Source organism: Pandoraea cepalis (genome assembly GCF_902459665.1).
GTDB lineage: Bacteria > Pseudomonadota > Gammaproteobacteria > Burkholderiales > Burkholderiaceae > Pandoraea > Pandoraea cepalis.
Map to the genome: position 1 here is coordinate 116,706 of NZ_CABPSL010000005.1, position 26,915 is coordinate 143,620.

25 protein-coding genes are annotated in these 26,915 nt (G+C 65.3%); 6 read left to right on the forward strand and 19 right to left on the reverse strand.

What is annotated here, in order from left to right:
• Nucleotides 1-3: 3 nt before the first annotated feature.
• Nucleotides 4-240, forward strand: coding sequence for a hypothetical protein (locus PCE31106_RS09010; RefSeq protein ID WP_083902237.1), 237 nt, complete (start codon nucleotides 4-6; stop codon nucleotides 238-240).
• A 120-nt stretch (nucleotides 241-360) separates the two neighbouring features.
• Here PCE31106_RS09010 and PCE31106_RS09015 read toward each other — a convergent pair whose 3' ends face one another.
• The 10 genes from PCE31106_RS09015 to PCE31106_RS09060 form a co-directional block, all read right to left on the reverse strand.
• On the reverse strand, nucleotides 361-1,152 hold the full coding sequence (locus PCE31106_RS09015) for an MBL fold metallo-hydrolase (protein WP_017233001.1): 792 nt from the start codon (nucleotides 1,150-1,152) through the stop codon (nucleotides 361-363).
• Nucleotides 1,153-1,160: 8 nt separating this feature from the next.
• Complete coding sequence (bamC, locus tag PCE31106_RS09020; RefSeq protein ID WP_150563055.1) at nucleotides 1,161-2,303, reverse strand: NlpB/DapX family lipoprotein; 1,143 nt, start codon at nucleotides 2,301-2,303, stop codon at nucleotides 1,161-1,163.
• A 51-nt stretch (nucleotides 2,304-2,354) separates the two neighbouring features.
• Entirely contained in the window at nucleotides 2,355-3,272 is a 918-nt protein-coding gene (dapA, locus tag PCE31106_RS09025; RefSeq protein ID WP_150551442.1) for a 4-hydroxy-tetrahydrodipicolinate synthase, read from the reverse strand.
• Between the two features lie 15 nt (nucleotides 3,273-3,287).
• Nucleotides 3,288-3,926 (reverse strand): class I SAM-dependent methyltransferase, encoded by a 639-nt coding sequence (locus PCE31106_RS09030; protein ID WP_150563056.1) that lies wholly within the window; start codon nucleotides 3,924-3,926, stop codon nucleotides 3,288-3,290.
• Nucleotides 3,923-5,125 (reverse strand): tryptophan--tRNA ligase, encoded by a 1,203-nt coding sequence (locus PCE31106_RS09035; RefSeq protein WP_150551440.1) that lies wholly within the window; start codon nucleotides 5,123-5,125, stop codon nucleotides 3,923-3,925. The genes PCE31106_RS09030 and PCE31106_RS09035 overlap by 4 nt, the downstream gene beginning before the upstream one ends.
• Before the next feature lie 25 nt (nucleotides 5,126-5,150).
• The gene (locus tag PCE31106_RS09040; protein ID WP_017232996.1) at nucleotides 5,151-5,816 is read right to left on the reverse strand and encodes a site-2 protease family protein; all 666 of its coding nucleotides are present in this window, start codon (nucleotides 5,814-5,816) and stop codon (nucleotides 5,151-5,153) included.
• Nucleotides 5,817-5,889: 73 nt separating this feature from the next.
• The gene (locus PCE31106_RS09045; protein ID WP_017232995.1) at nucleotides 5,890-6,516 is read right to left on the reverse strand and encodes an L-threonylcarbamoyladenylate synthase; all 627 of its coding nucleotides are present in this window, start codon (nucleotides 6,514-6,516) and stop codon (nucleotides 5,890-5,892) included.
• Between the two features lie 12 nt (nucleotides 6,517-6,528).
• Nucleotides 6,529-7,362 carry a 3',5'-nucleoside bisphosphate phosphatase gene (locus PCE31106_RS09050; protein ID WP_026131773.1) on the reverse strand — a complete coding sequence of 278 codons (834 nt, stop codon included), beginning with the start codon at nucleotides 7,360-7,362 and terminating at the stop codon, nucleotides 6,529-6,531.
• Nucleotides 7,363-7,475: 113 nt separating this feature from the next.
• Nucleotides 7,476-8,366 carry an alpha/beta fold hydrolase gene (locus PCE31106_RS09055; RefSeq protein ID WP_150563057.1) on the reverse strand — a complete coding sequence of 297 codons (891 nt, stop codon included), beginning with the start codon at nucleotides 8,364-8,366 and terminating at the stop codon, nucleotides 7,476-7,478.
• Nucleotides 8,367-8,447: 81 nt separating this feature from the next.
• Nucleotides 8,448-9,392: a ferritin-like domain-containing protein gene (locus tag PCE31106_RS09060; RefSeq protein WP_150563058.1), complete on the reverse strand. Its 945-nt coding sequence runs from the start codon at nucleotides 9,390-9,392 to the stop codon at nucleotides 8,448-8,450.
• 49 nt (nucleotides 9,393-9,441) lie between these two features.
• Here PCE31106_RS09060 and PCE31106_RS09065 point away from each other — a divergent pair, with 49 nt between their 5' ends.
• From PCE31106_RS09065 to PCE31106_RS09075, 3 genes are all read left to right on the forward strand, one after another.
• Nucleotides 9,442-9,966, forward strand: coding sequence for a gamma carbonic anhydrase family protein (locus tag PCE31106_RS09065; RefSeq protein WP_130025569.1), 525 nt, complete (start codon nucleotides 9,442-9,444; stop codon nucleotides 9,964-9,966).
• Between the two features lie 168 nt (nucleotides 9,967-10,134).
• The gene (gene hslO, locus PCE31106_RS09070; protein WP_017233774.1) at nucleotides 10,135-11,070 is read left to right on the forward strand and encodes an Hsp33 family molecular chaperone HslO; all 936 of its coding nucleotides are present in this window, start codon (nucleotides 10,135-10,137) and stop codon (nucleotides 11,068-11,070) included.
• Nucleotides 11,071-11,090: 20 nt separating this feature from the next.
• Entirely contained in the window at nucleotides 11,091-11,627 is a 537-nt protein-coding gene (locus PCE31106_RS09075; protein WP_150563059.1) for a hypothetical protein, read from the forward strand.
• Between the two features lie 88 nt (nucleotides 11,628-11,715).
• On the opposite strand, the gene ftsB is transcribed toward PCE31106_RS09075, so the two are convergent.
• From ftsB to PCE31106_RS09120, 9 genes are all read right to left on the reverse strand, one after another.
• On the reverse strand, nucleotides 11,716-12,147 hold the full coding sequence (gene ftsB / locus PCE31106_RS24475; RefSeq protein WP_039830300.1) for a cell division protein FtsB: 432 nt from the start codon (nucleotides 12,145-12,147) through the stop codon (nucleotides 11,716-11,718).
• 72 nt (nucleotides 12,148-12,219) lie between these two features.
• Complete coding sequence (gene eno / locus PCE31106_RS09085; RefSeq protein WP_017233777.1) at nucleotides 12,220-13,503, reverse strand: phosphopyruvate hydratase; 1,284 nt, start codon at nucleotides 13,501-13,503, stop codon at nucleotides 12,220-12,222.
• Nucleotides 13,504-13,893: 390 nt separating this feature from the next.
• The gene (gene kdsA / locus PCE31106_RS09090) at nucleotides 13,894-14,748 is read right to left on the reverse strand and encodes a 3-deoxy-8-phosphooctulonate synthase (protein WP_017233779.1); all 855 of its coding nucleotides are present in this window, start codon (nucleotides 14,746-14,748) and stop codon (nucleotides 13,894-13,896) included.
• A gap of 37 nt (nucleotides 14,749-14,785) precedes the next feature.
• Nucleotides 14,786-16,444: a CTP synthase gene (gene pyrG, locus PCE31106_RS09095; RefSeq protein WP_017233780.1), complete on the reverse strand. Its 1,659-nt coding sequence runs from the start codon at nucleotides 16,442-16,444 to the stop codon at nucleotides 14,786-14,788.
• 186 nt (nucleotides 16,445-16,630) lie between these two features.
• Entirely contained in the window at nucleotides 16,631-17,461 is an 831-nt protein-coding gene (locus tag PCE31106_RS09100; RefSeq protein WP_150563060.1) for an alpha/beta fold hydrolase, read from the reverse strand.
• Nucleotides 17,462-17,765: 304 nt separating this feature from the next.
• On the reverse strand, nucleotides 17,766-20,702 hold the full coding sequence (locus PCE31106_RS09105; RefSeq protein WP_150563061.1) for a DNA internalization-related competence protein ComEC/Rec2: 2,937 nt from the start codon (nucleotides 20,700-20,702) through the stop codon (nucleotides 17,766-17,768).
• Nucleotides 20,703-20,746: 44 nt separating this feature from the next.
• Nucleotides 20,747-21,613: a TatD family hydrolase gene (locus PCE31106_RS09110; protein WP_150563062.1), complete on the reverse strand. Its 867-nt coding sequence runs from the start codon at nucleotides 21,611-21,613 to the stop codon at nucleotides 20,747-20,749.
• A gap of 209 nt (nucleotides 21,614-21,822) precedes the next feature.
• On the reverse strand, nucleotides 21,823-22,560 hold the full coding sequence (gene lolD / locus PCE31106_RS09115; RefSeq protein WP_017233785.1) for a lipoprotein-releasing ABC transporter ATP-binding protein LolD: 738 nt from the start codon (nucleotides 22,558-22,560) through the stop codon (nucleotides 21,823-21,825).
• A complete protein-coding gene (locus PCE31106_RS09120) occupies nucleotides 22,553-23,806 on the reverse strand; it encodes a lipoprotein-releasing ABC transporter permease subunit (protein ID WP_130025562.1) in 1,254 nt (417 codons plus the stop codon). Before PCE31106_RS09120 ends, lolD begins: the two co-directional genes overlap by 8 nt.
• Nucleotides 23,807-24,022: 216 nt before the next feature.
• On the opposite strand from PCE31106_RS09120, the gene PCE31106_RS09125 reads away from it, so the two are divergent.
• Together PCE31106_RS09125 and recJ are read left to right on the forward strand one after the other, a co-directional pair.
• Nucleotides 24,023-25,102 (forward strand): regulator, encoded by a 1,080-nt coding sequence (locus PCE31106_RS09125; RefSeq protein WP_150563063.1) that lies wholly within the window; start codon nucleotides 24,023-24,025, stop codon nucleotides 25,100-25,102.
• Entirely contained in the window at nucleotides 25,099-26,796 is a 1,698-nt protein-coding gene (recJ, locus tag PCE31106_RS09130) for a single-stranded-DNA-specific exonuclease RecJ (protein WP_150563064.1), read from the forward strand. The genes PCE31106_RS09125 and recJ overlap by 4 nt, the downstream gene beginning before the upstream one ends.
• The last annotated feature ends 119 nt before the right edge of the window (nucleotides 26,797-26,915 follow it).

Below are 26,915 nucleotides of genomic sequence, written 5' to 3' on the forward strand. Positions count from 1 at the left end.
ATCATGAAGAAGTCTCTCCTCGTCGCTTCGTTGTTGGCTATCGCCCTGACCGCCTGCGGCAAGAAGGAAGAAGCCGCTGCACCGGCCGCTGACACGGCTTCGGCTGCTGCCGCTGCTGTTGCTGATTCGGCTGCTTCGGCTGCTTCGGCTGTCGGCGCTGCTGCTGACTCGGCTGCTTCGGCTGCCGGTGCTGCTGCTGATGCCGTTGCTTCGGCTGCTGACGCTGCTGCCAGCAAGTAAGCGCTCGCTGCCGCAAGGCAGTTGAGAAAAAAGCCGGTCGAAAGACCGGCTTTTTTGTTTGTCGCAACGCTTCGCGCTCAACGCAGGCACCCTGCCTGCATCAAGGCACGTCCTGTATCGCTAGCACGTCAGCCAATCGAAGCCCCCCGCCTGCGTCGCCACGAGGATCTCGGTGCCCGCCGAGCCGATGACTGACGACATCGCCGCCATCGCCAGCTCGGGCGTATTGTTCTGCTCGCTCAAATGCGCACCGATCACGCGCTGCAGCTTCCTCCGGTCGATCGCTCCCAGAATCTCCGCCGCCGCGTCGTTCGCCAGATGGCCATAGGTGCCGCCAATGCGCGCCTTGAGCGATGCCGGATACTTGCTGTTCGCCAGCATGTCTCGGTCGTGGTTGCATTCGAGCACCAGCGCATCGCAGCCACCCAGTGCCGCGACCAGATGCGCCGTCGCGCACCCCGCATCCGTGAGCACACCCAAACGGCGTGCGCCGTCGGAAAACACGAACTGCAGCGGCTCGCGCGCGTCGTGAGGCACCGTGTAAGGATGAAGCTCGATAGCGCCCACGGCGAGCCGCTCATCGGCGCGGCACCAGCGCACGAGGGCCGCGTCGCCCTCGCCCTTGAGCGTGGCGTGAACTTTGACGGCCTGCCCCGTTCCCCAGCTCATGATGAGGGGAATCCGGTACTTGCGAGTGAGGGAAAGTGCGCTGCCGATGTGGTCGGCATGCTCGTGGGTGATGACAATGGCGTCGAGCGACGCCACGTCGATCGCGCGTGCCGTCAGGCGCCGCTCGACCTCCCGCATCGAGAAACCGCAATCGAGGAGAATGCGTGTCGTGGAGGCGCCTTCCGACGCCTCCACCAGCAGGGCATTGCCTTCGCTGCCACTGCCAAGACTGGCGAACCGCACGCCCCGCCTTAACGGAGTTGGTTGCCGATCACACTGATGATCGTCTGTGCGATCTGCGAGTTATCGACGTTACCCTTATCGTCGAGCACCTGCACACGAGTCTGGCTATCGCCGCGCCCCTGCACGTTCACGCTAAGCTTTTTGGCCTTCTTGCTGTCCTGCACTTCCTTCGCATGGAACAAGCTGTAGAAGAAACCGTTGTCCTTCGCCAGCGATGCCGGATCCACGTAGCTCACGAAGTAAATGCCCTTCGCGCGGTCGCGATCGTCCACGGTGAAGTTACCGCGGTCGAGCGCGACACCGACACGGCGCCAGGCCCGATCGAACGGCTCGTTGATGTCGAGATACGCCGCATCCGCCGTCTTCACGATCTGGCTCGACGGGCCGCCCGCCTTGGCGCCTTCGACTTGCGCCTGGGCTTGATCGGCCTGCACGCCGAAGCGCTGCATCAGCTTGGTCAGGAAGATCGCCTCGAGACCTGGATCGTTCGGCGCCGGTTCCCACTTGGTCGTGTCCTTCTGCGCGTTCGTGAACACTTCCACCATGCGACGGTGCGTGATGTAGATGTCCGTGCCACCGTTCGGATCACGCTCGACGCGAGTGCGGAAGCGGTCACGTTCGCCGGTCGAATACAGACCATCCAGCACCTTGCCGAGCAGATCGCGGATGATGTCCTGATTCAGCTTGGCGCGGTTTTCCGCCCAATCGGTTTCCATCACGCCCGTGTCCGGCGAATCGATCGTCAGCACAAAGCCGTTCTCTTGCCAGAATTCACGCAACGTCGGCCACAGGTCGCTCGGTGCCTTCTGAATCACCAGCCAGCGCTCGTTGCCGTCGCGCACGACCTTCATACCGGGCACCGCCGGCAGCACCGTGTCCGTCGGGTTGGCCGCGACGACCTTCTGCTGGTTCTCGTAGGTCGACAGCGTGGCGATGCCGGCCGGCGACACGTACTTCCGGTCGGTCGCCTGGACGTTCGTCAGATCCGGCGGGACGTCGAGCGAGGGGCCGGTCTTCGAGCTCTTGTAATCGACCTTGTCGGAGGACAAGGCGCTCGAGAGCGAACTGCATCCGGCGACGAGGGCCAACGAGGCAATAGCGGCCCATGCCAGCACGGGACGAGCTACGGAATTACTGACGATTCGTTTCATGAGTCGCAAAAAAAGGGGTGGGCAATCGAACCCGGGTGCCGGAACGACCGGTTAGACAACGGCGATGTTGGCCGACTTGAGGGCACCAAGCACCGTATCGTGGTAAGGCTGCGCCAGCGGCGTGAGCGGCAGGCGGATGCCCGACGCGATCATGCCCATCTGTTGCAGCGCCCACTTCACGGGGATCGGATTGGCTTCGACGAACATGGCGCGGTGCAGTTCGAACAACTGGAATTGCAGTTCCCGCGCCTTGGCCACATTGCCGGCCAGCGCAGCCACGCACAACTCGTGCATCGCACGCGGTGCCACGTTGGCAGTGACCGAGATATTACCCTGACCGCCCATGAGCATGAGCGCAACAGCCGTCAGGTCGTCGCCGCTGTACACGGCGAAGCTCTTCGGGGCACGCCGGATCAGGTCGATGCCGCGATCCAGATTGCCCGTGGCGTCTTTCACGCCAACGATGCCAGGCACTTGCGCCAGGCGCAGCAGCGTGTCGTTGCTGGCATCCGCCACGGTGCGGCCGGGCACATTATAAAGAATGACCGGCAGCTCGACGGCTTCGGCAATGGCGCGGAAGTGCTGGTACTGGCCTTCCTGCGTGGGCTTGTTGTAGTACGGCACGACCTGCAGCGACGCGTCGGCGCCCACCTGCTTTGCATGTTTCGTAAGTTCGATGGCTTCCGCCGTCGAGTTGCCGCCCGTGCCGGCAATCACCGGCAGTTTGCGACCGCGCGACTCGCCGGCTTGTGCGGCTTGCTGCACGGCGATCTCGATGAGTTCGCAGTGCTCCTCGACGTTGACCGTCGGCGATTCGCCCGACGTGCCGACGATCACGATGCCGTCGGTGCCTTCGTCGGCGTGCCAGTTGATCAGGTTGCGCAGTGCTTCACGGTCAAGGCTGCCGTCCTCTGCCATCGGGGTGACGATCGCGACGATACTGCCTTGCATCGGAGTTTGGGTAGTCATGGTTGATCGAACAATTCAGCGATAAGGGTGGATTGTAGCGGATTCCGCCGCCGGCTCGTACAGGGCGGCATTGCCGGGGTTTTCCCCGGGGGCGGCACGCGTGGCGCACACGCGCTGCACGCACGCCGCACGCGGCGCCGCCAACGTGACATCCTCGAACCCCGCCACACGCAAGCCGGCCTCGCGCGCCACGTCGAACAATTCACCGGGAGCCAACAGAAACTGCGGATTGGACGGCTTTCCGTACCGTTCGTTTCCCTGCGCAAAGGTTTCGTAAATCAGCACGCCGCCCGGCGCGACACTGGCCGCGATACGCGAGAAGAGCGGTCGATGCAAATAGTTCGTCACGATGACGGCATCGAAGCGCTCGCCCTCGGCCAACGGCCACGGCGCGCCTTCCAGGTCGGCCGTCAGCGCCGTCACGTTCGTCAGCATTGACATCGTGGCAAGCGCCGCCTCGTCGCGATCCACGGCGATGACATGCATGCCGCGAGACGCGAGCCAACGCGCGTGGCGTCCTTGACCGCAGGCCAGATCGAGTGCGCGGCCGCCCGACGGCATCAGATGCGCCCAGCGCACCAGCCACGGCGACGGCGCGCCAGTACCGTGCGCACTACCGCCGTGCAACACGCCGGGAGCGAGCGCCTTCGTCATGAATATTGCAGCCCCATCGCTTCACGCACGTCGCGCATGATCTCCTGCGCCGACCGTCGCGCCTTCTCACATCCATCGGCCACGATGGCGCGCAGCAGCGATGGATCGTCGACGTACTTCTGGGCGCGTTCGAGCATCGGTTGCTGCTCGCGCAGAATGCCTTCGATGACCGGCTGCTTGCACTCGATACACCCGATCCCTGCGCTGCGGCAGCCCTTCTGCACCCAGTCGCGCGTGTCGTTGTCGCAATAGACCTGATGCAGTTGCCACACCGGACACTTCTCCGGGTCGCCCGGATCGGTTCGACGCACGCGCGCGGGATCGGTCGGCATCGTGCGCACCTTCTTGGTGATCGATTCCGCGTCTTCGCGCAAGCCAATGGTGTTGTTATACGACTTCGACATCTTCTGGCCGTCGAGTCCCGGCATGCGCGACGCCGGCGTGAGCAGCGCCTGCGGCTCGACCAGAATCAGCTTGCGTGCGCCTTCGAGATAGCCGAAGAGTCGCTCGCGGTCGCCCATGGACAGCGACTGCGACTCGGAGAGCATCGCGCGTGCCTGTTCCAGCGCTTCGTCGTCGCCCTGCTCCTGGTACGCCGTACGGAGCTCGAGATACAGCTTCGCGCGCTTGCCGCCAAGCTTGCGTGCGGCGGCCAGCGCCTTTTCCTCGAAGCCGGTTTCACGGCCGTAGAGATAATTGAAGCGGCGCGCAATTTCGCGCGTCATTTCGACGTGCGGCACCTGGTCCTCCCCCACCGGCACGTGCAGCGCGCGGTAGAGCAGAATGTCGGCCGCCATCAGCACCGGATACCCGAGGAAGCCGTATGTCGAGAGATCCTTCTCCCTGAGCTTCTCGATCTGTTCCTTGTACGTCGGCACGCGCTCGAGCCAGCCCAGCGGCGTGCTCATGCCGATGAGCAGCGCCAGCTCGGCATGCTCGGGCACCTTGCTCTGGATGAAGAGCGTGGCCTGATTCGGATCGATCCCTGCGGCAAGCCAGTCGATCAGCACGTCCCATACGTTCTGTTCGATGACTTCCGGCGTCTCGTAGTGCGTGGTGAGCGCGTGCCAGTCGACCACACAGAAGTAGCACGGGTATTCCGACTGAAGCTGAATCCAGTTCTTGAGCACGCCATGATAATGGCCGAGGTGGAGACGACCGGTCGGTCGCATGCCGGAGAAAACGCGTTCGGGATACATGGTCTCGTTATGTTCTGCAAAAACTTCAGGAAATCAGCGACAACAGCGGCGTGAGCATCCAGACGATGAAGTCACGCCCCCACTGAATCAGCGGCCACAGCCAGACACGGCCGAGCACACCGCTCACCACCAGGGCCATCACGATGAAGAACCCATAGGGCTCGACGCGGGAGAGGCGATAGGCTGCGCGCGCCGGCAGCAGCGACACGAGCACGCGGCCGCCATCGAGCGGCGGTACCGGAAACAGGTTGAACATGCACATCACGAGGTTCACCAGGAGACCGGCCTGCGCCATCATCATGAAGAACGGCTCGTGAACGCCGGCGATTTGCAGCCCCACACCGAACACAGCCCACAGTATTGCCTGGACGAAGTTGCACAACGGACCGGCCAGCGCCACCCAGATCGTATCGACGCGCGGATTGCGCAGGCTGCCGAACGCCACCGGCACTGGCTTGGCATAGCCGAACAGAAACGCCCCGCTCGTCATGAAGTAGAGGGCAAGCGGCACGAGCACCGTGCCGATCGGATCAATGTGCTTGAGGGGATTGAGCGTCACGCGCCCCATCAGATAGGCCGTGGGGTCGCCAAAATACTTTGCGACATAGCCGTGCGCGGCCTCATGCAGCGTAATCGCGAAGAGGACGGGGAGCGCGTAGACCGCAACGGTCTGGATCAGGTCTGCATTCATAGCCGCGTATTGTAGCAAGCCGACCTGCGCGCCAGTATTACCGCGTATTGCAAGTCGGGCGACACGCGCCCGTTCACGACAGGCCGAACGGCGCCAGCGAGCCGCGACCGCGACGCAGCACCTCGGGCGGCGTCACCGTCAGGTCGACCACCGTGGACGGTTCTTTAGGACAGGCCCCGCCGTCGATCACCAGATCCAGTTGCTTTTCCAGGCGCTCACGAATCTCGTCGGGGTCGTTCAGCGGCTCGCTTTCGCCCGGCAGAATCAGGGTGGTGGCGAGCAACGGCTGCCCCAGCGCCTCGAGCAGCGCCAGCGTGATGGCATGATCCGGCACCCGCAGACCGATCGTCTTTCGCGACGGATGCGAGAGCCGGCGCGGCACCTCCTTCGTCGCTTCGAGAATGAACACGTAGGGCCCCGGCGTCGTCGCCTTGATCAACCGGTATTGCCGGTTATCCACCATGGCGAACTCGGCCAGCTCCGACAGATCGCGGACCAGGAGCGAGAGCAGTTGCTTGTCGTCGAGACCGCGAATACGACGCAGGCGTTCAACGGCCTGCCGGTCGTCGATATGACAGGCGATCGCGTAGCTGGAGTCGGTCGGCAACGCCACGATGCCGCCCTTATCGATGATCTGGGCGGCCTGCTTGATGAGTCGTGACTGCGGATTTTCCGGATGGATCTGGAAGAATTGCGACATAGCGTCGAAAAGTTACTGCCAGCGGCTCCAGACCGGGGTGAGATCGTCGGGCAGCGCAGGCAGCTTGCCGAGCAGCGCACGGCTCTCGGTCGGTCCATGGAAATCCGAGCCACGCGACGCCAGAAAATCGTAGCGGCGCGCGACGTCGGCATACTCGCGGTACTGATCCGGCGTATGGCTGCCGGTCACCACTTCGATGGCCTCTCCGCCCAGTTCGCGGAACTGATCGAACAGTACCCCGAATTCGAGCGGCGTGAATTTGTAGCGTCCCGGGTGTGCCACGACGGCAATGCCCCCCGCCCCGCGGATCCAGCTCACGGCATTCTCCAGCGTGGCCCAGCGGTGCGGCACATAACCCGGCCGCCCCTCCGCGAGATATTTCGAAAACACGTCGGAAACCGACGTGCATTTGCCGATTGCCACGAGATATCGGGCGAAGTGCGTACGCGAAATCAGATCGGGATTCCCGACGAAACGCAGCGCACCCTCGTAGGCGTGCGGAATGCCCGCGGCCGCCAATTGCTCGCTCATCTGCTGGGCTCGCAACGCCCGGCCACCGCGCGTGGCCGCCAGTCCATCGATCAGCGCGGGATTATCGGGATCGAGATTCAGCCCGACGATATGCACCGTGCGGTTGGCCCACGTAATGGAGATTTCCACACCGCTCACGTACCCCATGCCGAGCGCTTCGGCCGCCGCGCGCGCTTCGCGCTGGCCACCGATCTCGTCGTGGTCGGTCAGCGACCAGAGGTCGACACCGGCCTCAAACGCCACCTGCGCCACCTCCGACGGCGCTAGCGTGCCGTCGGACACTCGGGAATGACAATGAAGATCCGCGTTAAGCATGATGAGCCGCCGGGGGGGATGACATATCGCGTCCGCCCGGCACCGCCGTATGACGTGGTTGTGACGCCCTCATTCTACCGCTCAAGTGCCCGCGGCGCGAGTGACCCGCGGCCTCACTCCCGGCAGAAGTCGTCAATCAACCGGGCCACGACGTCGGGTTGGTCGTGATGCAGCATATGACCGGCATCCTCCACGAAAGCCTCCGTCAAATTCGGAAAGACCTCGAAGCGCTCCCGGAACGCCGCCGTGCCCTGCGCCCCGACGAAATGTCGCAGCACGTCCGAGTCCGTGGCTTCCACATGCAGGACGGGCGCGCTCACGTTGCCCCATACCGCCATCGCTTCATCGAGCCGGTACGGGTAGGGATTGGCAATCTTGTGCGCCGCATCGGCAAGCAAATGCCATTGTCCATCGGCGTCCTGGCGTGCCCATCGTTGTGCCAGCCAGTCCGCCCGCGCCTGCGTGAGGCGCGGATTGGTCTTGCGCAGCCGCGCCACCACCGCGTCGAGCGTGGCATAAGGACGCAACGTCGGCGCATGCTGCAAATCGTCGAGCCAACGGCCGAGCTGACGGATCGCCGCGATCGGCTGCGACGGCGGCAGACCGAAGCCCTCCAGATTCACGAGACGCCGAACCCGCGAGGGCCGCACCCCGGCATACAGGCACGCGACGTTGCCGCCCATGCTGTGGCCAATCAGGCGGACCGCTTCGCCGGGCTCCGTGTAGACGTCGAGCAGGGCGTCGAGATCGGCGAGGTAGTCTGGAAACCAGTAGCTGCCGCAGCGGCCTTGCGCCACCGGCCAGTCGGTGAGGCCGAAGCCGCGCCAGTCCGGGGCGAGCACATGCCAGCGCTGCGCCAGCGTTTGCGCGACGAACTGGAACGACGCCGACACGTCCATCCAGCCGTGCAGCGCGAACAGCTTCGGCGCACCGGGCGCGCCCCACTGCCGGACATGGTGGCGCAGGCCGCGCACCGTCAGAAATTCGGATCGCGAATCGGTCATGGCGCAGGCAGAAAGTGAAGATCGAAACGATTGAGGAACGCCGAGTCTATCAGCGTCAAAAATGACGAATCGGCCGCGCCGTTACGCGAGCGCCTGCAGCGCGGCCAGTTCGTCGTCGTCGAAGCCCGCCGCCCGGCGGGCCTCCAGGTTGAACGGCCCGCGCAGACGCGGCGCACCATATTGCGCCGCGAGCCGGGCATAGGTCTCGATGGGATCGCATCCGGCGCGCTCGCAGCCCCAGCGATACCAACGGTTCCCGATGGCGACATGCCCGATCTCGTCGCGCAGGATGATATCGAGAATGGCGGCCCCGGCGGCATCGCCCGCGCTCGCCAGCTTGGCCTTGATCGGTGGGCTGGCGTCGAGCCCGCGCGCCTCCAGGGTGCGGGGCACCAGCGCGAGGCGAGCCAGCCAGTCGCCGGACGTCCTGCGCGCCATCTCCCATAAGCCATCGTGCGCCGGGAAATAGCCGTAGCGGTAAGGCTCACCGAGCGTCTCCAAATGCTGGGCAAGCAGAGAGAAGTGATACGCCTCCTCCGCCGCGACCTGAAGCCAGTCGTCGTAATAACCGGTGGGCAGGCCGTTGAAGCGCCACAGGGCGTCGAGCGCAAGATTGATCGCGTTGAATTCGATGTGGGTGAGCGCGTGCAGCAAGGCGGCGCGGCCCTCGACGGACGTCGCGGCGCGGTGCTTCAACTCGCGCGGCGACACCAGCCGAGGCGCGGCGGGCCGACCGGGAATGCCGGCCTCCCCCGCGCGCGTCGGCGTCGCCGGCTCGGCCACCTCGAAGCGACGCTCGGGGTGCCAGCGCGCGCGGCCGTCTCGCACTGCGTCGCGAAGTGCTGTCACGCCGTGCGCCTTCTCATACGGATCGCACAGGCGCAGGAGCGCAAGCGTGTGCTCGCGGGCACACAACGCACCGGCGAATCCGGGATGCGCGTTGCCGGACGTGCACGCTTCGCTGGAATGGCCGGGGTCGGCGTTGCGCGCGGCACCGCCGCTGGGCGCGGGAGTGAAATCGGTCATGACGTTACAATAGCTAATTCATCGATTTTAACCGCGAACCGAAGCCGCCATGCCGATCTACAAACTTGGAGACAAGACCCCCCAGATCCACGAGAGTGCTTTCGTGGCCGACACCGCCAGCATCATCGGAGATGTGATCCTCGCCGAGAACAGCAGCGTGTGGCCGGGGGTCGCGATTCGCGGCGACAACGAGCCGATCAAGGTCGGCGTGGGGACCAACGTGCAGGAAGGTGCCGTTCTGCACGCCGATCCGGGGTACCCGCTCACGCTGGCCAGCGGCGTGAGTATCGGCCATCAGGCGATGCTGCACGGCTGCACCGTGGGCGAAAACTCGCTCATCGGCATTCAGGCGGTGCTACTCAATGGCGCGGTCATCGGCCGCGACTGTCTGGTCGGTGCGGGCGCGCTGGTCACCGAGCGCAAGACGTTCCCTGACCGCTCCCTGATTCTGGGTGTGCCCGCCAAGGTCGTGCGCGAACTGACCGACGAGGAAGTCGCGAACCTCAAGCGCAACGCCGAGGGCTATGCGGCACGCCGTCAGGTCTTCAAGGAACAGTTGGTGCGCATCGGCTGATCGCCCCGCCGGCGTGTTGAAAATGCGGTACGCGCCCCCAGATTACGCAGTATTGACGCGCCAACCACCGGCGTTCGTGCAGCATCCGGCGCGTATCTGCGCGGTCGTTACCGCGCAACGCGGCCCGCCACGACAACCGCCGTTGCCGCATTTTTCAGGAATTCAACCGTGTCCGATCAACTTCAGAAATTCATGTTCGACGCCGCCCCGGTACGCGGCGAATACGTCAGCCTCGACGCGACGTGGCGCGCCGTGCTCGAGCGTCACGACTACCCGGCGCCGGTACGTCATCTGCTCGGTGAAATGATGGCCGCGGCCGCGCTGCTCACGGCCAACGTCAAATTCGACGGCGCCCTGATCCTGCAACTGCACGGCGATGGACCGGTCGCCATGATCGTCGTCGAATGCAACGCCGACCTGACGATGCGCGCCACGGCAAAGTACAGCGGCGAGATCCCCGACGACGCGACCCTCAAAGCGCTCGTGAACGTCGACGGCCGCGCACGCTTCGCCATTACGCTCGACCCGCGCGTGAAGCAACCGGGCCAACAGCCTTACCAGGGCGTGGTGCCGCTGTCGGATGAACACGGCCCCCTGCCCGATCTGGCGTCGGTGCTCGAACACTACATGCATCACTCGGAGCAGCTCGACACACGCCTGTGGCTCGCGTCGGACGACCGCCACGCGGTGGGCATGCTGCTGCAGAAACTGCCCGGCCATGGCGGCACGGCCGGCACCGGTGCCGAGCGTGCGCCGGAGCAGGACGAGGACATGTGGAATCGCGTCTGCCAGCTCGGCAATACGCTCAAGCGAGACGAAATGCTGAGCGTCGATCGGGAAACGCTGCTGCAGCGCTTGTTTTGGGAAGAAACGGTGCGCGTGTTCGAGCCGGCGGTCACGGCGTTTCGCTGCACGTGCTCGCACGAGCGGGTCACCAACATGCTGCGCACGCTCGGCGAAGCAGAAGTCATGAGCGTATTCGACGAGCGTCCCGATCTTGAAGTGGCGTGTGAGTTCTGCCGCCAGACCTATCGTTTCGACAAGGTGGATGCGGCGCAGCTCTTTACGGAGCAACTGCACGCCGCGCCGTCCGCGCAACATTGAGCGACGCGGAGATCGCGGGCGTGCGCCGGACCGACCTCACCAGACACCGCATGCAGGATGTGGCGTGCGGTCGTTCGGCTCGCCACCCCGCTAGCGCGCTCGGCGCATCGCTCATGCCGCGACTCGCGTTCAACGCCAGCGCTACACGCTCCACGCGTGAACGCCCCCCTCGGCTTGTCGTCGGCGCCCTCGGTGTCCTCGGCGCGCTGCTCCTGATGCTCGCCGCAGGCTGTGCGCAACTGCCACCGCCTGACGCGCCTGCGGCACGTCTGCCGCAGACGCAAGACATCCCGGCAATGACCAATGCCCAGCAGCAGGACCTGACACGCTTGAACAAGCGCATCTACGACGAGCAGGAAGCGACCATTGAGCACGAACGCGCACAGCGTGCCATCGAGGCTGCGCTGCGCAGCAACGCCAACAACGCGTATTTCTACGGTGGTTGGGGCGGTCCTGCGTGGTATGGCCCGGGATGGTACGGACCGGGATGGTACGGACCGGGCGGATATGGCGGCTATGGCCCACGCGCATCGGTGGGTGTGGGCATCGGCTTCTAGTGGGCGGCACCGCGAGATGACATAAAAAATGGCGTTCCCATGGGAACGCCATTTTGTCGTACTGTCTGCGCGCCGTACCGGCGACGCATCAGTGATGCTGAGCCTTGTGCGCCGCCTGCGCCCCGCGCTTTGCTGGGGACGAAGTCGGCGGTGCCGGCGGCGCCGCCGCGACCGACTTGTGTGCCGGCTCGGTCGACGAGACCAGTGGAGCACCCGCGGCGGAAGCGGCCTGCGGACCGCCCGAGCCGTCCGGCGCCACGAACTGAACGAACACTTCGCCGTCCTTGACCATACCCAGCTCGAAACGCGCGCGCTCCTCGATCGCCGACGTACCGTCCTGCAGATCCTGCACTTCGCCGGCAAGACGATCGTTACGTTCTTTCAACTGCTCGTTCTTCTGCTGTTCGGCGCTCAACTCGTCGCGCAGTTCGTGCACGTAAAGCCAACCACCGTGGCCGAACCAGAGCGGATACTGGATCACCGCCAGCAGCAGCACCAGCAGCAAGGTCACCATTCGCATGCTTTCGCCTGGCAAGAATGCCGAGAAGCGCGCCTCGACAGCCGTCGGGGCGCAACCTCCCGGGAAACGGAATTAGCGCAGATTGTAAAACGCTTCCTTGCCCGGATACGAGGCGATATCGCCGAGATCCTCTTCGATGCGCAGAAGCTGGTTGTACTTGGCGATACGATCGCTGCGCGAGAGCGAGCCGGTCTTGATCTGGCCCGCGTTCGTGCCAACGGCGATATCGGCAATCGTCGAGTCTTCGGTTTCGCCCGAACGGTGCGACACGACGGCCGTGTAGCCGGCGCGCTTGGCCATTTCGATGGCGGCGAACGTTTCGGTGAGCGTACCGATCTGATTGATCTTGATGAGGATCGAGTTGGCGACGCCCTGCTCGATGCCTTGCTTCAGGATCTTGGTGTTGGTCACGAACAGATCGTCACCGACCAGTTGCACCTTGTGGCCGAGCTTTTCGGTCAGGACCTTCCAGCCGGCCCAGTCGTCTTCCGACATACCGTCTTCGATCGACACGATCGGGAACTTGTCGCACAGGTTGGCGAGGTAGTCGGCGAACGCTTCCGAGGTCAGCGACAGGCCTTCGCCGGCCAGCTCGTACTTGCCGTTCTTGAAGAATTCGGTCGAGGCGCAGTCCAGCGCCAGGAGCACGTCGTCGCCCATGCGGTAGCCGGCGTTCTCAACCGCCTGCTGAATGGTCGTCAGGCACTCTTCGTTCGACGCGAAGTTCGGTGCGAAGCCGCCTTCGTCGCCCACGGCCGTGCTCATCCCCTTCTCGGCGATGAGTTTCTTCAGCGCGTGGAAGATTTCGGCGCCGCAACGCAGGGCTTCGCGGAAGCTCGACTGGCCCACGGGCATCACCATGAATTCCTGGATGTCCAGGCTGTTGTTGGCGTGCGCGCCGCCGTTGACGATGTTCATCATCGGCACCGGCATTTGCATGGCGCCCGAACCGCCGAAGTAGCGGTACAGCGGCAGGCCGGCTTCTTCCGCCGCGGCCTTGGCCACGGCCATCGACACGGCCAGCATGGCGTTTGCACCGAGGCGCGACTTGTTGTCCGTGCCGTCGAGTTCGATCAGCGTCTTGTCCAGGAAGGCTTGTTCCGCCGCATCCAGGCCCATGATCGCTTCCGAAATCTCGGTATTGATGTGCTCGACGGCCTTCTGCACCCCCTTGCCGAGATAGCGACCCTTGTCGCCATCACGCAATTCGATCGCTTCGCGCGAACCGGTCGATGCGCCCGACGGCACTGCCGCACGGCCCATCACGCCCGACTCCAGCAGCACGTCGCACTCGACCGTCGGGTTGCCGCGCGAGTCCAGCACTTCGCGCCCGATGATATCTACGATTGCACTCATGTATTCCTCGGTATCTGTATGACAAAAACGCTAAAGGGAACCTGCTTCGCGCCGCGGCCCGTCACCTGCCCTGTTCACGTCGGGCGCTCGCGCCGAACCCTGACGTGGACGCCGGTGCGGCGCTCAAGCGCGCAACGACGGGGTACTGCATGGACGGGGAAACAACGGCACCTCGAAATAAGGTACGGCGGCCTGCGGGATGACATCGATGTCGACGGTGCGCTCGGCGTACCGCACGCGGGCATCTCCTTGTGGGCTTGCCCTCGCGGCGACTTCCGACGACCGCTGCGCGACAAGCTTAACGACTCGACGCCACGCTGCCAAGGCATCCGAGCGCTATACCCGTCCTGTGGGCGTGCTGATAGTGGCCCCAGGACGGCGTGAATCATTTCAATTGAAATTATTTTCCAGAAACTCGCCCTGCTTCACCGCCGCATCGATCGTCTTGAGCGTGGTGAGCAGTTCGCGCATGCGCCCGAGCGGCACGGCGTTGGGGCCGTCCGAAAGCGCACAGGCCGGATCCGGGTGCGTCTCCATGAACAGGCCCGACACGCCCACGGCCACGGCGGCACGCGAGAGGACCGGCACGAACTCGCGCTGACCGCCCGAGCTGGTGCCCTGGCCGCCGGGCAACTGCACCGAGTGCGTCGCGTCAAACACAACCGGCGCACGGGTCTCGCGCATGATCGCCAACGAGCGCATGTCCGAGACCAGATTGTTGTAGCCAAACGAAACGCCACGCTCGCAAGCCATGAACACGTCATCGGGCAGGCCGGCCTCGCGCGCGGCGTCGCGGGCCTTGTCGATGACGTTGATCATGTCGTGCGGGGCAAGAAACTGCCCCTTCTTGATGTTCACCGGCTTGCCCGACTGGGCGCAGGCACGAATGAAATCGGTCTGGCGGCACAGGAACGCCGGCGTTTGCAGCACATCGACGATAGGCGCGGCCACGGCCACATCCTCTTCGGTATGCACGTCGGTGAGCACCGGCACGCCGAGTTGGCGGCGCACTTCCTCGAGGATCTTCAGGCCCGCCTCGCGCCCAGGGCCGCGAAACGACTTGCCGGAGCTGCGATTCGCCTTGTCGAACGACGACTTGTAAATGAACGGAATGCCCAGCGCGCTCGTTATTTCCTTGAGCTGTCCCGCGACGTCGATCGTCATTTGCTCCGATTCGACGACGCAGGTACCCGCGATCAGGAAAAACGGCTGGTTCAGGCCAACCTCGAAACCGCACAGTTTCATGAGAACTCCTTATGTCTCGCTCGCGGCGGGCGGGGCCTCAGGCGGCCTTCTTGCGCGACTGCTGACCCACCAGCGCCGCCTCGACATACGCCTTGAACAGCGGATGGCCATCGCGCGGCGTCGAGGTGAACTCGGGGTGGAACTGAACGCCCACAAACCACGGGTGCACCTGCTGCGGCAACTCCATCATCTCCGGCAGGTTCTCGCTCGGCGTGCGCGCCGAGATCACCAGACCGGCGGCTTCGAGCTGCGGAACATAATGATTGTTGACTTCGTAACGGTGGCGATGACGCTCATTGACCGAATCGCCATAGATGCGCGACGCAAGCGTTTCCGTCTTGACGGGCACGCGCTGCGAGCCCAGGCGCATGGTGCCGCCCAGATCCGAATTTTCGGTACGCTGCTCGATCTTGCCGTCGCGGTCCTGCCACTCGGTGATGAGGGCGACGACCGGATGCGGCGTCGACGGCTCGAATTCCGTGCTGTTGGCGTCGGACAGCTTGGCCACGTCACGCGCGAATTCGATCACGGCGAGCTGCATACCCAGGCAGATGCCGAGATACGGCACGCGGTTCTCGCGCGCGTAACGAATCGCCTTGATCTTGCCTTCGGTACCGCGTCGGCCGAAACCGCCCGGCACGAGAATGGCGTCCAGATGTTTGAGCGCGTCCGTGCCGTCCTTCTCGATCTGTTCGGAATCGATGTACTCGATGTTCACACGCGTTTCCGTGTGGATCGAGGCGTGACGCAGCGCTTCGATAAGCGACTTGTACGACTCGGTCAAATCGACGTACTTGCCGACCATACCGACAGTGACCTCGTGCTTCGGGTTCTCGACGGCTTGCACCAGATGCGTCCACATGGACAGGTCGGCCGGCTTGGCTTCGATCTTCAGTTCGTCGCAGATGATCTTGTCCATGCCCTGGTCATGGAGCATCTGCGGGATCTTGTAGATCGTGTCGACGTCCCAGACCGAAATCACGGCGTCCTGCGGAATGTTCGCGAACAGCGAAATCTTGGCGCACTCGTCTTCCGGAATCTGACGGTCGGCACGGCACAGCAGCACGTCCGGCGAAATGCCGATCTCGCGCAGCTTCTGCACACTGTGTTGCGTCGGCTTGGTCTTCAGTTCGCCAGCCGTCGCAATGTACGGCACGAGCGTCAGGTGCACGAAGGCCACGCTGTTGCGGCCCAGGCGCAGGTTCATCTGACGCGCGGCTTCGAGGAACGGCAGCGATTCGATATCGCCGACCGTGCCGCCGATTTCAACGATGGCGACGTCGGGATGGCCGTCCCACGTCGAACGCGCACCGCGCTCGACGAACGCCTGAATTTCGTTGGTGATGTGCGGAATGACCTGAACGGTCTTGCCGAGATACTCGCCACGGCGCTCCTTACGGATCACCGATTCGTAGATCTGGCCCGTCGTGAAGTTGTTCGCACGACGCATCTTGGCGCTGATGAAGCGCTCATAATGGCCCAGATCGAGGTCGGTTTCCGCACCGTCCTCGGTGACAAACACCTCGCCGTGCTGAAACGGGCTCATCGTGCCCGGGTCGACGTTGATGTAGGGATCAAGCTTGAGGAGGGTGACTTTGAGGCCACGCGATTCGAGAATCGCGGCCAGAGATGCGGCAGCAATTCCCTTACCAAGAGAGGAAACCACGCCGCCCGTGACAAAAACAAATTTGGTCATCGCAGTAATTGCTCGCGGGAAAGCCGGATTATACCCGAAAGCGGCCCCGCCCTCGACGTGCGGCGCGGCAAATTTTGACCTTGACAGGCGCCCTGCGCGCCGCTCCGCACGACCGGCGTATCCCTCGCGCCCGGCAAGCAGGCGCCCGGATCGGACACCCCGCGACGCAAGCCCCGTCCGGGTGTCTCAGGCGGCCAGCGAACGCCGGCGCTCGCCGCGCAGTTCCGCGAGCATGTCGCGCACGGCGACGGCCGTCTCCAACGGACGCTCCATCGGAAATAGGTGGGTGCCCTGCACGTAACGCAGATGGGTGCCGACGATACGGCGCGTCGCCCCGATCCCGGCTTGCCGTAGCTCGCGTGACTCCGTGCCCGCGAGAAAGCCGACCGGCACCGGCACGCCACGCATCGCACGCACGGCGAGCAGCGGCGGCAGCGTCAGATAGATCCGATATTCGATGTCGCGCGCAAACGCCAAGCGCCGTGCCTCGCCCTCGCCGGTCGGCATCGTGCCGCAGTCGATGTAGTCACGCAGCACGTCCGAATCCCAGCCGGCGAACACCGGCTTGCTCGCGAAATGCTGCCAGGCCGTTTCCCAGTCGGGCCAGTGATCGCGACGCCGCTTGGTCACGCCCGCAGGCGACATTCGCTCGTACAGTCCGGTGAGCATGCCCAAGCGGAGCATCTGCGTGCGCCAGCCGGGCGTAACGATGGGCGAATCGATCATGACCACCCCGCGCACGCACTGCGGTGCCTTGAGCGCGGCCATCAAGCTCAGGAAGCCGCCGAGCGAATGTCCGACGAGCCAGACCGGCTCACCGCGGTATTCGCGCATGAGGGTGTCGACCAGTTCGTTGCGCAGATAGCGCCAGCCCGGCGTGACGGGATAGTGCGGGTCGTGACCGATGCGGTCGATGGCGCGAACGTCGTATTCGTCGGCCAGCGCGCCCAGTAGCTTGCGATAGACGCCAGCGGGAAAGCCGTTGCCGTGCGAAAAATGAAGGATGTCTCTTGTCATGGCATTCGTTGTCGTGGCGGGCCGGCCTTGGGCGAAATGTGCTGAAATGGGCCGCCCGGCGGCCACTGAACACCAGGGACGGCAGCCTGCGGCAATCGGTGCCGATCGACGGGAATCACTGTGTGGGTCAGGCCCAGCCGGTGCATGCACGAGCGGAGCGCAATCCGGCGCATCGGGCCATTCTAGCGAACCGCTCGTTAAGTACCGGTAGAGGTTTCCGTCGAATCGCGACGCCCGGACACACCCCGTGAGCACGTGGCGAAGCGGCAGAATGCCCTTGTCGGCCGGCCACATGACATCGATGTCATGACGTATCCGGCACTTCCGCGTGCCAGTACCGTCGATATTGCTCGCGGTAAGACTGCGCCTCGATCCCGTCCTTCGTGAACGAAAACCGGACGCCCCCGTGCGTTACGCTCTGCCAAATCCGCACGCCGGCGGCCTGATAACGGGCCACGACCTCGGGCCTGGGATGTCCAAAGCGATTGCGGTAGCCCGCCTGAAACACCACATGGGCTGGCGATACGGCCTCGATGAACACGGCCGTCGACGACGTCAGGCTGCCGTGATGCGGTGCCAATAGGACGTCCGAACGCAAACCGGCACCGAAGCGTGCCAGCATGGCCCGCTCCTGCGGCGCTTCGGCATCCGCCGCGAGCAGCGCACTGTGCTGGGCGTTCGATACGCGCAGCACACAACTGACGCTGTTCGGTCCCACGCGCCCCGCCCAGCCCTCGCGCAACGCCCCTTTATCAGGGTGCAGGAAGCGAAACGTGACGCCGTCCCACATCCATTGCTGCCCGGCCAGGCAAGTGCGATGAGCCGCTGCGGCGCTTCGCACGCCATGCGTCGCCGGCAGCGACGACAGTACCTGCGCCGACGGATACGCCCGCAGCACGCTCAGTGCGCCGCCGAAATGATCGTCATGCGCGTGGCTGATCACGAGCCGATCCAGCCCCCGGATGCCGTGCGCGCGCAGATAGGGAACGATCACGCGGCGCCCGGCATCGCTGTGTCGCCCCAGCGGCGGCCCGGCGTCGAACAACAGCGTACGCGACGCGGTCTCGACGAGCACCGCGTTGCCCTGCCCGATATCGAGCAGGGTGACCCGAAACTCTCCGGTGCCCGGCCGCGGCGACGACGCGAGCAACGCCGGCCCCAGCAACGCGAAACCGGCAATACGCACACCAACGCGCCACACCCTCAGCCGACGCATCGCGGCCGGCCAAGGCATCAGACAGAGCAGCACGCCGCCGACAGCGGCCGCCTGCGCCCAAGCCGGCGCAACGGCCGCTCGCCACACCGCCCAGGGCCACGCTGCCAGCATGCCAAGCCAATCGGCCAGCCAGACGACCACCGCGTGCGCTACCGCCAACGCCCAATGGGCCATCGTCGCGGGCAGCATCAGGCTCGCCAACGCCAGCGGTGTCACGATCAACGTCATCACCGGTATGGCAATCGCATTGGCCAGCGGCCCAAGCAGTGGCACCGACCCGAACCATGCCAACGTCAATGGCACCAGTCCTATCGTGACCGCATATTGTGCCCGCGCCGCAGGCCCCAGACGGGCCAGGGCCGCCGCCGGCCAGCGGCGGATCGCTCCCTCCTGAGGGTCAGCGTCCTGACGGTCAGCGCCACGACGTTTGCCTGCCTGACGCCTCCCATCCCAACCCCGACAGTCGCCCGCCCGACGCTCATCGCCCTGACGGTCGCCGCCGTGACGCCGAACGTCCTGAGCTTCGCCTAGTCGACGCACATCCGCCAACGCGTGCCCCATCGTGCTCGCTGTTGACGGCGACCGCGCCCCCTCCGGGATGCCGCGTCGACGTGCCGCCCGCAGTGTCTGCGTTCGCCCAGCGCCCAGGACCAGTGCCGCGACCGCGCCAAACGAGAGCCACAGGCCAGGCGTCACGACGGCCCACGGATCGAGCGCGACGACGGTGGCCAACGCCCACGCCAGCACGTACGACGGCGCCGCCATACGGCCATTGAGCAAGGCGAACACCAGAATCGCCACCATGCCGACGGCGCGCCGCACCGGAACGCCCCACCCCGCCACCGCCCCGTACGCCACCGCCGCCAGCAGACCGGCGACGGCCGCCGCCTTGGGCGCAGGCCACCATAGCGGCAAACTGAAGCGCCGTGTGCAAGCGCGCCGCCAGAGCGTGCCAACCAGTGTCGCGAGCACACCCGCCACGAGCGACACATGCAATCCGGAAATCGCCAGCAAGTGACTTACACCGGTATCCGCAAAAACCTGCCAGTCGTCGACCGCGATATCCCCCCGCTCCCCCAGCGCCAGCGCGATCAAGACACCGCCGTATCGCGCCGACGGCCCGAGTCCGGCACGAAGTTTGTCGCGCAGCTGTTCTCGCCAGGCTACGAATCGATAACCGGGCACAGTCTCGGCTTGCAGACGCAGCGGGCCCTTTGTCCTTGTTGCTTCGCCTCTGCCGCTCAACGCCCGCACGTATCCCGTCGCGCGAATGCCGCGCACCAGCGCCGTCAACTCGGCATCGGCCCCATGCCAATTCGCAAAACCTCTCGGCGCTTTGAGCCGCACCGGCAATCGCCACCGCTCACCCGCGTGCGGACTTCCCGCCGCCGCCCCACCCGGGCCCCATTTGCCGCCGAACCGCGAGCGCCCCGGCCACACCAACTCAATGGCCTTCGGCACGCGCACCTCCCGGCACAGCGCTGCGCGGGTATCGGCGTCGCTTCGATCGCCGCGCATATCCGACATTGAGCGCACCGTCGCGGACACCGGCATCTCACATCGTTCGTCCAAGACGTACGCGCGCTCCGCATCGAACGCGAACCGCTGCCCATCGTCCGTCGGCGCAGGCAGTCCGGCCACGACACCGACGACCATCAAGTCGCGCCCCTCCAGTTCGACGGGCAGCCGATCGTTCAATCGCGCCTCCGCCCGAAGCGCTGCCCACGAATAACCGAAAACACCCGCGCAAAGCGCCAGTACGGCCACCACGCTCCGGTGACGCCAGCGCTCGCAGGCGTGCGCGCCGCTTCGTGCGAAGCGTGCGCCACCGTCCCGCGTCGTCAGGCTGGCGCGCGCAGCACCGCGATCGCGCCCTACGACGCCCCGGATCGCCCACACCGCCCACAGGGCAAACACGCCCGCGGCAACGCCGAGCGCGGCACCGAACGCTCGCCCCTGAGGCAACACGGACGCCTGCTGCAGCCACCAGACGCCGGCGACCCACGCAAGCAGCACAAGTCTCATGACGTCACCACGTCATGTATTCGCGACCGCGCAACGCCGCAGCGTCAGCGCGCCAAGCCGTCAGAGATATCGGAGACGTCGGCGATCAGAGAAACGCCGGTAACCGGCCCGTCGCCCGGCGCCATGGCCATGGCGCCAGCCAGACGCGGCAGCACGCGCCAGGCATTGCGGCAAGTCGCCTGCGCCAGGGCTGCAGTCGTCACCCCGCGCAGGTCCGCCAGCACTTGCGCAATGCGCGGCAACTCGACCGGGCTATTACGCTGCTTGTAGCGCCATTGCGGCGCAATATCGGGCGCGTCGGTCTCCAGCACGAGCGCATCGAGCGGCAGATCCGACGCGAGACGCCGGATCTGCAGGGCGCGCTCGAACGTCATCTGCCCGCCAAACCCCAGGCAGAAGCCACGCTCGACGAACGTGTCTGCTTGCTGCCGGCTGCCGTTGAACGCGTGCGCGATGCCGCCGCGCGGGGTGAAGATGCGCAGTTGCTTGAGCAAGGCATCCTGCGAGCGACGCACGTGAAGGATGACGGGCAAATCGAAGTCGCGCGCGATCTTCAACTGCTCGACATAAAAGAATTGCTGACGCTCGGGGTCCAGCGTCGTCACGAAGAAATCGAGACCGATCTCGCCGATACCGACGAAGCGCGGATCGCCCATCGCCCGCACGACGGCACGGCGCAGCGTGGCGATGTCCTCGTCGCGCGCGCGTGGCGTGTAGAGCGGATGAATCCCCAGCGCGTAAGCGCCCCCGGGGATTGCGCGAGCCGCGGCCCGCGCCGCGTCGAACGTTGCGCATTCGACGGCGGGCACCACGAGCCCCACCACGCCGGCAGCAGTGGCGTCAGCGATCACGGTCGCACGGTCGGCGTCGAACTCGGCCGCATCGAGATGGCAATGGGTATCGATCCACATGGTCAAAGGTCCTTGAACGTCAATTCTACGGGTCGTTGACAAGGCTCGCACACCGTTCTCGCGATGACCATCGGACGACGCCGCGTTACGGTCTAGGACGTTGCCGAAATCGACGGCGGCCGCCGCCTCGCGAAATGCGAAACGCCGGGGAGAACCCCGGCGTTTCGCGCACGTCAGCCGCCGCTCGCGCTAATGCGCTTGCACCACGGTCATGCCGGTTCCAGCACCCCATCGCGCAGTCGCAGGGCACGATCGCAGCGCTTCGCTAGATCGATGTCGTGCGTCACGATCACGAAGCTGGTCTTCAGGGTCTCCGACAACTCGAGCATCAGTTCGAACACGGTCTCGGCGGTATGCCCGTCGAGGTTGCCGGTCGGCTCGTCAGCCAGCACGCAAGCCGGCTGCGTGACCAGCGCGCGCGCCATTGCCACGCGCTGACGCTCCCCCCCCGACAACTCCGACGGACGGTGCTTCACACGCGAGCCGAGCCCGACACGCTCGAGCATGGCCTGCGCCACCGCTTGCGCCTGCTCGGTCGGCAAGCGGCGAATGCGCAGCGGCATCGCCACGTTATCGAGCGCCGAAAACTCGGCCAGCAGGTGGTGGAACTGATAGACGAAGCCGAGCGATTGATTGCGCTGCGACGTCTTTTCGCGCTCGCGCAACGACGAAAACGGTTTGCCGAGCAGCGACACCTCGCCGCGCGACGGATCGTCGAGCCCGCCCAACACGTGCAGCAATGTGCTCTTGCCCGATCCCGACGCGCCCACGATGGCCACCTTCTCGCCGGGGGCCACGTCGAGACTCGCGCCGTTGAGCACCGTCACATTGAGCTGGCCTTGACGGAACGTCTTGTGCAGATCGCGCGCGCGCAGCACCGGTCCGTCATAGGCAAGGTTCGGCACACCGGCCAACGATGCATTCGCTTGATTCTTGGCGTTACTCATAGCGCAGGGCCTCCGCCGGTTTGACGCGCGAGGCGCGCCAGCTCGGGTAGATCGTCGCCAGCGCCGAGAGGATGAACGAAATCACCCCGATGCGGATCACGTCCGACGACTGCAGATCCGAGGGCAATTCGGAGATGAAATAGATGTCTTGCGGCAGGAAGTGGATACCCAGCAAGTGCTCGATGAATGGCACGATGGTGCCGATATTCACCGAGATCAGGCAGCCCAGCGCCACGCCGAGCAGCGCTCCGGCAAAACCGATCGTCACGCCCTGCACAATGAAGATCTTCATGATCGAGCCGGGCTGTGCGCCCAGCGTGCGCAGAATGGCGATGTCCGCATATTTGTCGGTCACCGTCATCACCAGCGAGGACACCAGATTGAAGGCCGCCACGGCGATGATGAGCGTCAGGATGATGAACATCATGCGCTTTTCGGTCTGCACCGCGATGAACCAGTTCTTGTTCTGCTGCGTCCAGTCGCGCACCCACATATTGCCGGACAGGGTTTTGGCCAGCTCGCGCGCCACGAGCGGCGCCCGCTCCATGTCATGGATCTTCAGCCGCACGCCGGTCGGGCCGTCGAGTCGGAAGAGCGTCTCGGCATCGTGCAGATCGATGAGCGCCAGCGAGCTGTCGTATTCGTAGTGCCCCGCCGTGAAAACGGCCACCACCGTGAACTGTTTCACGCGCGGCAACACGCCCGCGGGCGTGATCGTCCCTTGCGGGGCGACGAGGGTGATCTTGTCGCCGATGCTCACGCCCAGCGCCCGCGCCAGTTCGCGACCGAGCACGATACCGAAGCTGCCCGGCGTGAGGTTGGCGAGCGAGCCCTCGGTAATCTGCTTGCCGAGATCGGACACCTTGGCTTCCTCGCTCGGAACAATGCCGCGCAACACCACGCCGCGCACGTTGTCCTCGCGCGTGAGCATGGCCTGCTCGCCCACGTAGGGCGCCGCCGCAATCACATTCTTGTTCTGCAACGCTTCAGCCGCCGTGCGGTGCCAGTCGGGCAGATTGCCGTCGACCGCGAAGACTTCGATGTGCGCAAGCACGGAGAGCATGCGGTCCCGCACTTCCTTCTGAAAACCGTTCATCACCGACAGCACCACGATGAGTGCCGCCACGCCGAGCGCAATGCCGGCCATGGAGATGAATGAAATGAAGGAAATGAAACCGTTGCCGGATGATCGCTTGCCGGTGCGCGTATAGCGCCAGCCGATCTGCCATTCGTATGGGAATTTCAAACGGATTCCTGATTCTTGATAAGGATCGATCGGAGCGTTCCAGCGCCAGTCCGCACCGGTGCCCAGCCCCCATGTATCTGACCGCCACGTGGCCCCATGTCGTCGCGGCCCGGCGGCCACCCGACCTGAACCCGGCTCGACACATGGCTCGTTCAGCCCCCGACGTGAGGGTCAGCCAACTGCCAGCGCGAAGTTTGCCATACAATTCGCCTCGATATGGATACACCTGCCCTGCACTTTCTCTTGCCGTTCGCGTTGCCCGCGTCGGCCCATTTGCCCGCACTGCTGGCCAACTTGGAGTTGCCTGCGCTCGAAAAGTTGCTCGCGCGCGGCGTCCAGGCTGCGCAGGACGTGCCAGCCGACCCGTTTGTCCCCACGCTGCCCCATGAACGCTGGCTGACCGAAGCCTTCGGGCTGCCCGGCGGGCCGTCGCGCGCGCCGCTCGCGCCTTTCATGCTGTTCGAGGACAGCGGCATGCTCGACACCCGGTTCTGGTATTGCGCGCAGCCGGCGCACATCCACATCGCCACCGACCACCTGGTACTGACCGATCCCGCCGAACTCGCATTGAGCCACGAGGATTCAGCCGCCCTGTTCGCCACCGCACACGCCCTGTTCGCGGAGGTCGGCGGCGACCTCGTCGCCCCGCGCCCGGACCGGTGGTACCTGAGCGCGCCGGCGCTGGGCGACCTGCTCACCGCGTCGCCCGCGCGCGCGGCCGGCCGCAACGTCGACATCTGGCTGCCGCAAGGCAAGGCCGAACTGACCTGGCGCAAATGGCAGAACGAAGTCCAGATGGCCTGGTACGACCATCCGGCCAATCAGGCGCGCGAAGCTCGCGGCCTGCCACCGGTCAATGCCATCTGGCTGTACGGCGGCGGTCAGCGCATTGCCGCGCCGCGCCTGAACCGGCCCTGCGTGACGATCCTGGCAGACGCTCCCGCCACTCGCGGCCTGGCGAACCATCTGCAAATCGCCTTGCACGGCACCGACGCCGGCCTTGCTGCCGCGAACGGCAGAACCGTCGTGCAACTCGACACGCTCACGCCGTATTTCCTGACGGAAGACTGGGCGCGCTGGCGCGATGCCCTCGTCGACATCGACCGCCACTGGCTCGCGCCGGCGCTCGCGCGTGTCGCCCAGGGCCAGGCCCGCGAAGTCTCGCTCACGTTGTGCGGCGACAGTCACAGCGTGACGATGCGCTCGCGCGGCGGCGACTTGCGCAAGTTCTGGCGCCGTCAGGCGCTCGCCACCCGCATGGTGCCGCTCGCGCGGCTTGGCGAGGAAGTCGCATGACCGACATCGTCACCCGTCATGTCGACGACGCGACGGCCAACGCCCTCGCGCGCGACGGCGTCCACCCGGTGCTCGCCCGCCTGTTCGCGTCGCGCGGCGTGGCCGAGACCGCAGAGACCGAAACGGCGCTGGCCCGGTTGATCCCCCCGACCCAGCTCAAGGGCGCGCAAGAGGCCGCCGCCTTCCTTGCCGACGCCATCGCCGCCGGCAAGCGCATGCTCGTGGTGGCCGACTACGATTGCGACGGTGCGACCGCCTGCGCCGTGGCCGTGCGCGGCTTGCGCATGTTCGGGGCGAAGGTCGAGTACCTGGTGCCGAACCGCTTCGAATACGGCTATGGCCTGACGCCCGAAATCGTGGCCTTGGCCGCGCAAGGCAAGGCGGGACCGCCCGACGTGTTGATCACCGTCGACAACGGCATCGCCAGCCTCGACGGCGTGGCCGCCGCGCAGGCGCTCGGCATCGAAGTCGTGGTGACCGATCACCATCTGCCGGGCAGCGAATTACCCAACGCGCGTTGTATCGTCAATCCCAACCAGCCGGGCTGCGCATTCCCGAGCAAGAACCTCGCCGGTGTCGGCGTGATGTTCTACGTTCTGCTCGCGCTGCGCGCCGAGTTGCGCACGCGCGGGGCGTTCGAGGCGCGCGAACAACCCCGGCTCGATACGTTGCTCGACCTGGTCGCGCTGGGCACCGTCGCTGACGTGGTCAAGCTCGACGCCAACAACCGCATCCTCGTGGCGCAAGGGCTGTCGCGCATGCGCGCCGGGCGCATGCATCCGGGCATCAATGCGCTTTTTCGCGCGGCCGCCCGCAATGCGCGTCAGGCGGGCAGTTTCGATCTGGGCTTCGGCCTCGGGCCGCGTCTGAACGCCGCCGGACGCCTCGCCGACATGTCGCTCGGCATCGAGTGTCTGCTGACGGACGACGACGCCCGCGCCTGGACGCTCGCGCAGGAACTCGACGCGATGAATCGCGAGCGCCGTGAGATCGAGGCAGGGATGCAGCAGGAAGCCCTGGCCGATCTGGCGCGCTTCGACCCTCGTGCCGCCACGACGCTGTGCGCGTTCAACGAGACCTGGCACCAGGGCGTGATCGGGATCGTGGCCGCGCGGCTCAAAGAAAAGTTCTACCGTCCGACCATCGTGTTCGCCCCCGGCGACGATGGCCAGATCAAGGGGTCCGGCCGCTCGATTCCGGGTTTTCACTTGCGCGACGCGCTCGATCTCGTCACCAAGCGCGAACCGGGTCTCATCGGCAAGTTCGGCGGTCACGCGATGGCCGCGGGCCTCACGATCGCCGCCGACGCCCTGCCGCGCTTCCAGTCGGCATTTGAAGCCGTGGGACAGGCGTGGCTCGACGAGACGACGCTCTCGCGCGTGATCGAGACCGACGGCGACATCGGCGACGAGTGCTTCGTGCCGCCCTTTGTCGCCCTGCTCGACGCACAGGTGTGGGGACAGGGTTTCCCGCCGCCCGTGTTCTCGGGCGAGTTCGATGTGCTCTCGCAGGCCATCCTCAAGGACAAGCACCTGAAGTTGCAACTCGGTCGCGGGCGCATGCGCTTCAACGCCATCTGGTTCAATCACGCCGATACCTTGCCGAGCCGTGCGCGATTTGCCTATCGGTTGGCCGCCGACACCTTCAACGGCGTCTCGCGCGTGCAGATGATCGTCGAGCACGCTCAGGGCTGACCGTCGGCGGCGCCAGGACCGCCTGTCTTGCGCGCGGACGGCGGTGGCCAGCCGTCCGGAACGCGTCATCCGCCCGGGAAAAGTGGGGAAACGGGGGCTTCGCTGCGCTATAATCCTCG

Coding starts and splice junctions, on each gene's coding strand:
- PCE31106_RS09060 (WP_150563058.1), bottom strand. CDS start 9,392: ATGACCGATTTCACTCCCGCGCCCAGCGGCGGTGCCGCGCGCAACGCC.
- recJ (WP_150563064.1), top strand. CDS start 25,099: ATGACCGACATCGTCACCCGTCATGTCGACGACGCGACGGCCAACGCC.
- PCE31106_RS09035 (WP_150551440.1), bottom strand. CDS start 5,125: ATGTATCCCGAACGCGTTTTCTCCGGCATGCGACCGACCGGTCGTCTC.
- bamC (WP_150563055.1), bottom strand. CDS start 2,303: ATGAAACGAATCGTCAGTAATTCCGTAGCTCGTCCCGTGCTGGCATGG.
- lolD (WP_017233785.1), bottom strand. CDS start 22,560: ATGAGTAACGCCAAGAATCAAGCGAATGCATCGTTGGCCGGTGTGCCG.
- eno (WP_017233777.1), bottom strand. CDS start 13,503: ATGAGTGCAATCGTAGATATCATCGGGCGCGAAGTGCTGGACTCGCGC.
- PCE31106_RS09010 (WP_083902237.1), top strand. CDS start 4: ATGAAGAAGTCTCTCCTCGTCGCTTCGTTGTTGGCTATCGCCCTGACC.
- PCE31106_RS09065 (WP_130025569.1), top strand. CDS start 9,442: ATGCCGATCTACAAACTTGGAGACAAGACCCCCCAGATCCACGAGAGT.
- PCE31106_RS09110 (WP_150563062.1), bottom strand. CDS start 21,613: ATGTGGATCGATACCCATTGCCATCTCGATGCGGCCGAGTTCGACGCC.
- PCE31106_RS09105 (WP_150563061.1), bottom strand. CDS start 20,702: ATGAGACTTGTGCTGCTTGCGTGGGTCGCCGGCGTCTGGTGGCTGCAG.
- PCE31106_RS09030 (WP_150563056.1), bottom strand. CDS start 3,926: ATGACGAAGGCGCTCGCTCCCGGCGTGTTGCACGGCGGTAGTGCGCAC.
- PCE31106_RS09100 (WP_150563060.1), bottom strand. CDS start 17,461: ATGACAAGAGACATCCTTCATTTTTCGCACGGCAACGGCTTTCCCGCT.
- ftsB (WP_039830300.1), bottom strand. CDS start 12,147: ATGCGAATGGTGACCTTGCTGCTGGTGCTGCTGCTGGCGGTGATCCAG.
- PCE31106_RS09050 (WP_026131773.1), bottom strand. CDS start 7,362: ATGCTTAACGCGGATCTTCATTGTCATTCCCGAGTGTCCGACGGCACG.
- PCE31106_RS09055 (WP_150563057.1), bottom strand. CDS start 8,366: ATGACCGATTCGCGATCCGAATTTCTGACGGTGCGCGGCCTGCGCCAC.
- pyrG (WP_017233780.1), bottom strand. CDS start 16,444: ATGACCAAATTTGTTTTTGTCACGGGCGGCGTGGTTTCCTCTCTTGGT.
- PCE31106_RS09045 (WP_017232995.1), bottom strand. CDS start 6,516: ATGTCGCAATTCTTCCAGATCCATCCGGAAAATCCGCAGTCACGACTC.
- dapA (WP_150551442.1), bottom strand. CDS start 3,272: ATGACTACCCAAACTCCGATGCAAGGCAGTATCGTCGCGATCGTCACC.
- kdsA (WP_017233779.1), bottom strand. CDS start 14,748: ATGAAACTGTGCGGTTTCGAGGTTGGCCTGAACCAGCCGTTTTTCCTG.
- PCE31106_RS09125 (WP_150563063.1), top strand. CDS start 24,023: ATGGATACACCTGCCCTGCACTTTCTCTTGCCGTTCGCGTTGCCCGCG.
- PCE31106_RS09040 (WP_017232996.1), bottom strand. CDS start 5,816: ATGAATGCAGACCTGATCCAGACCGTTGCGGTCTACGCGCTCCCCGTC.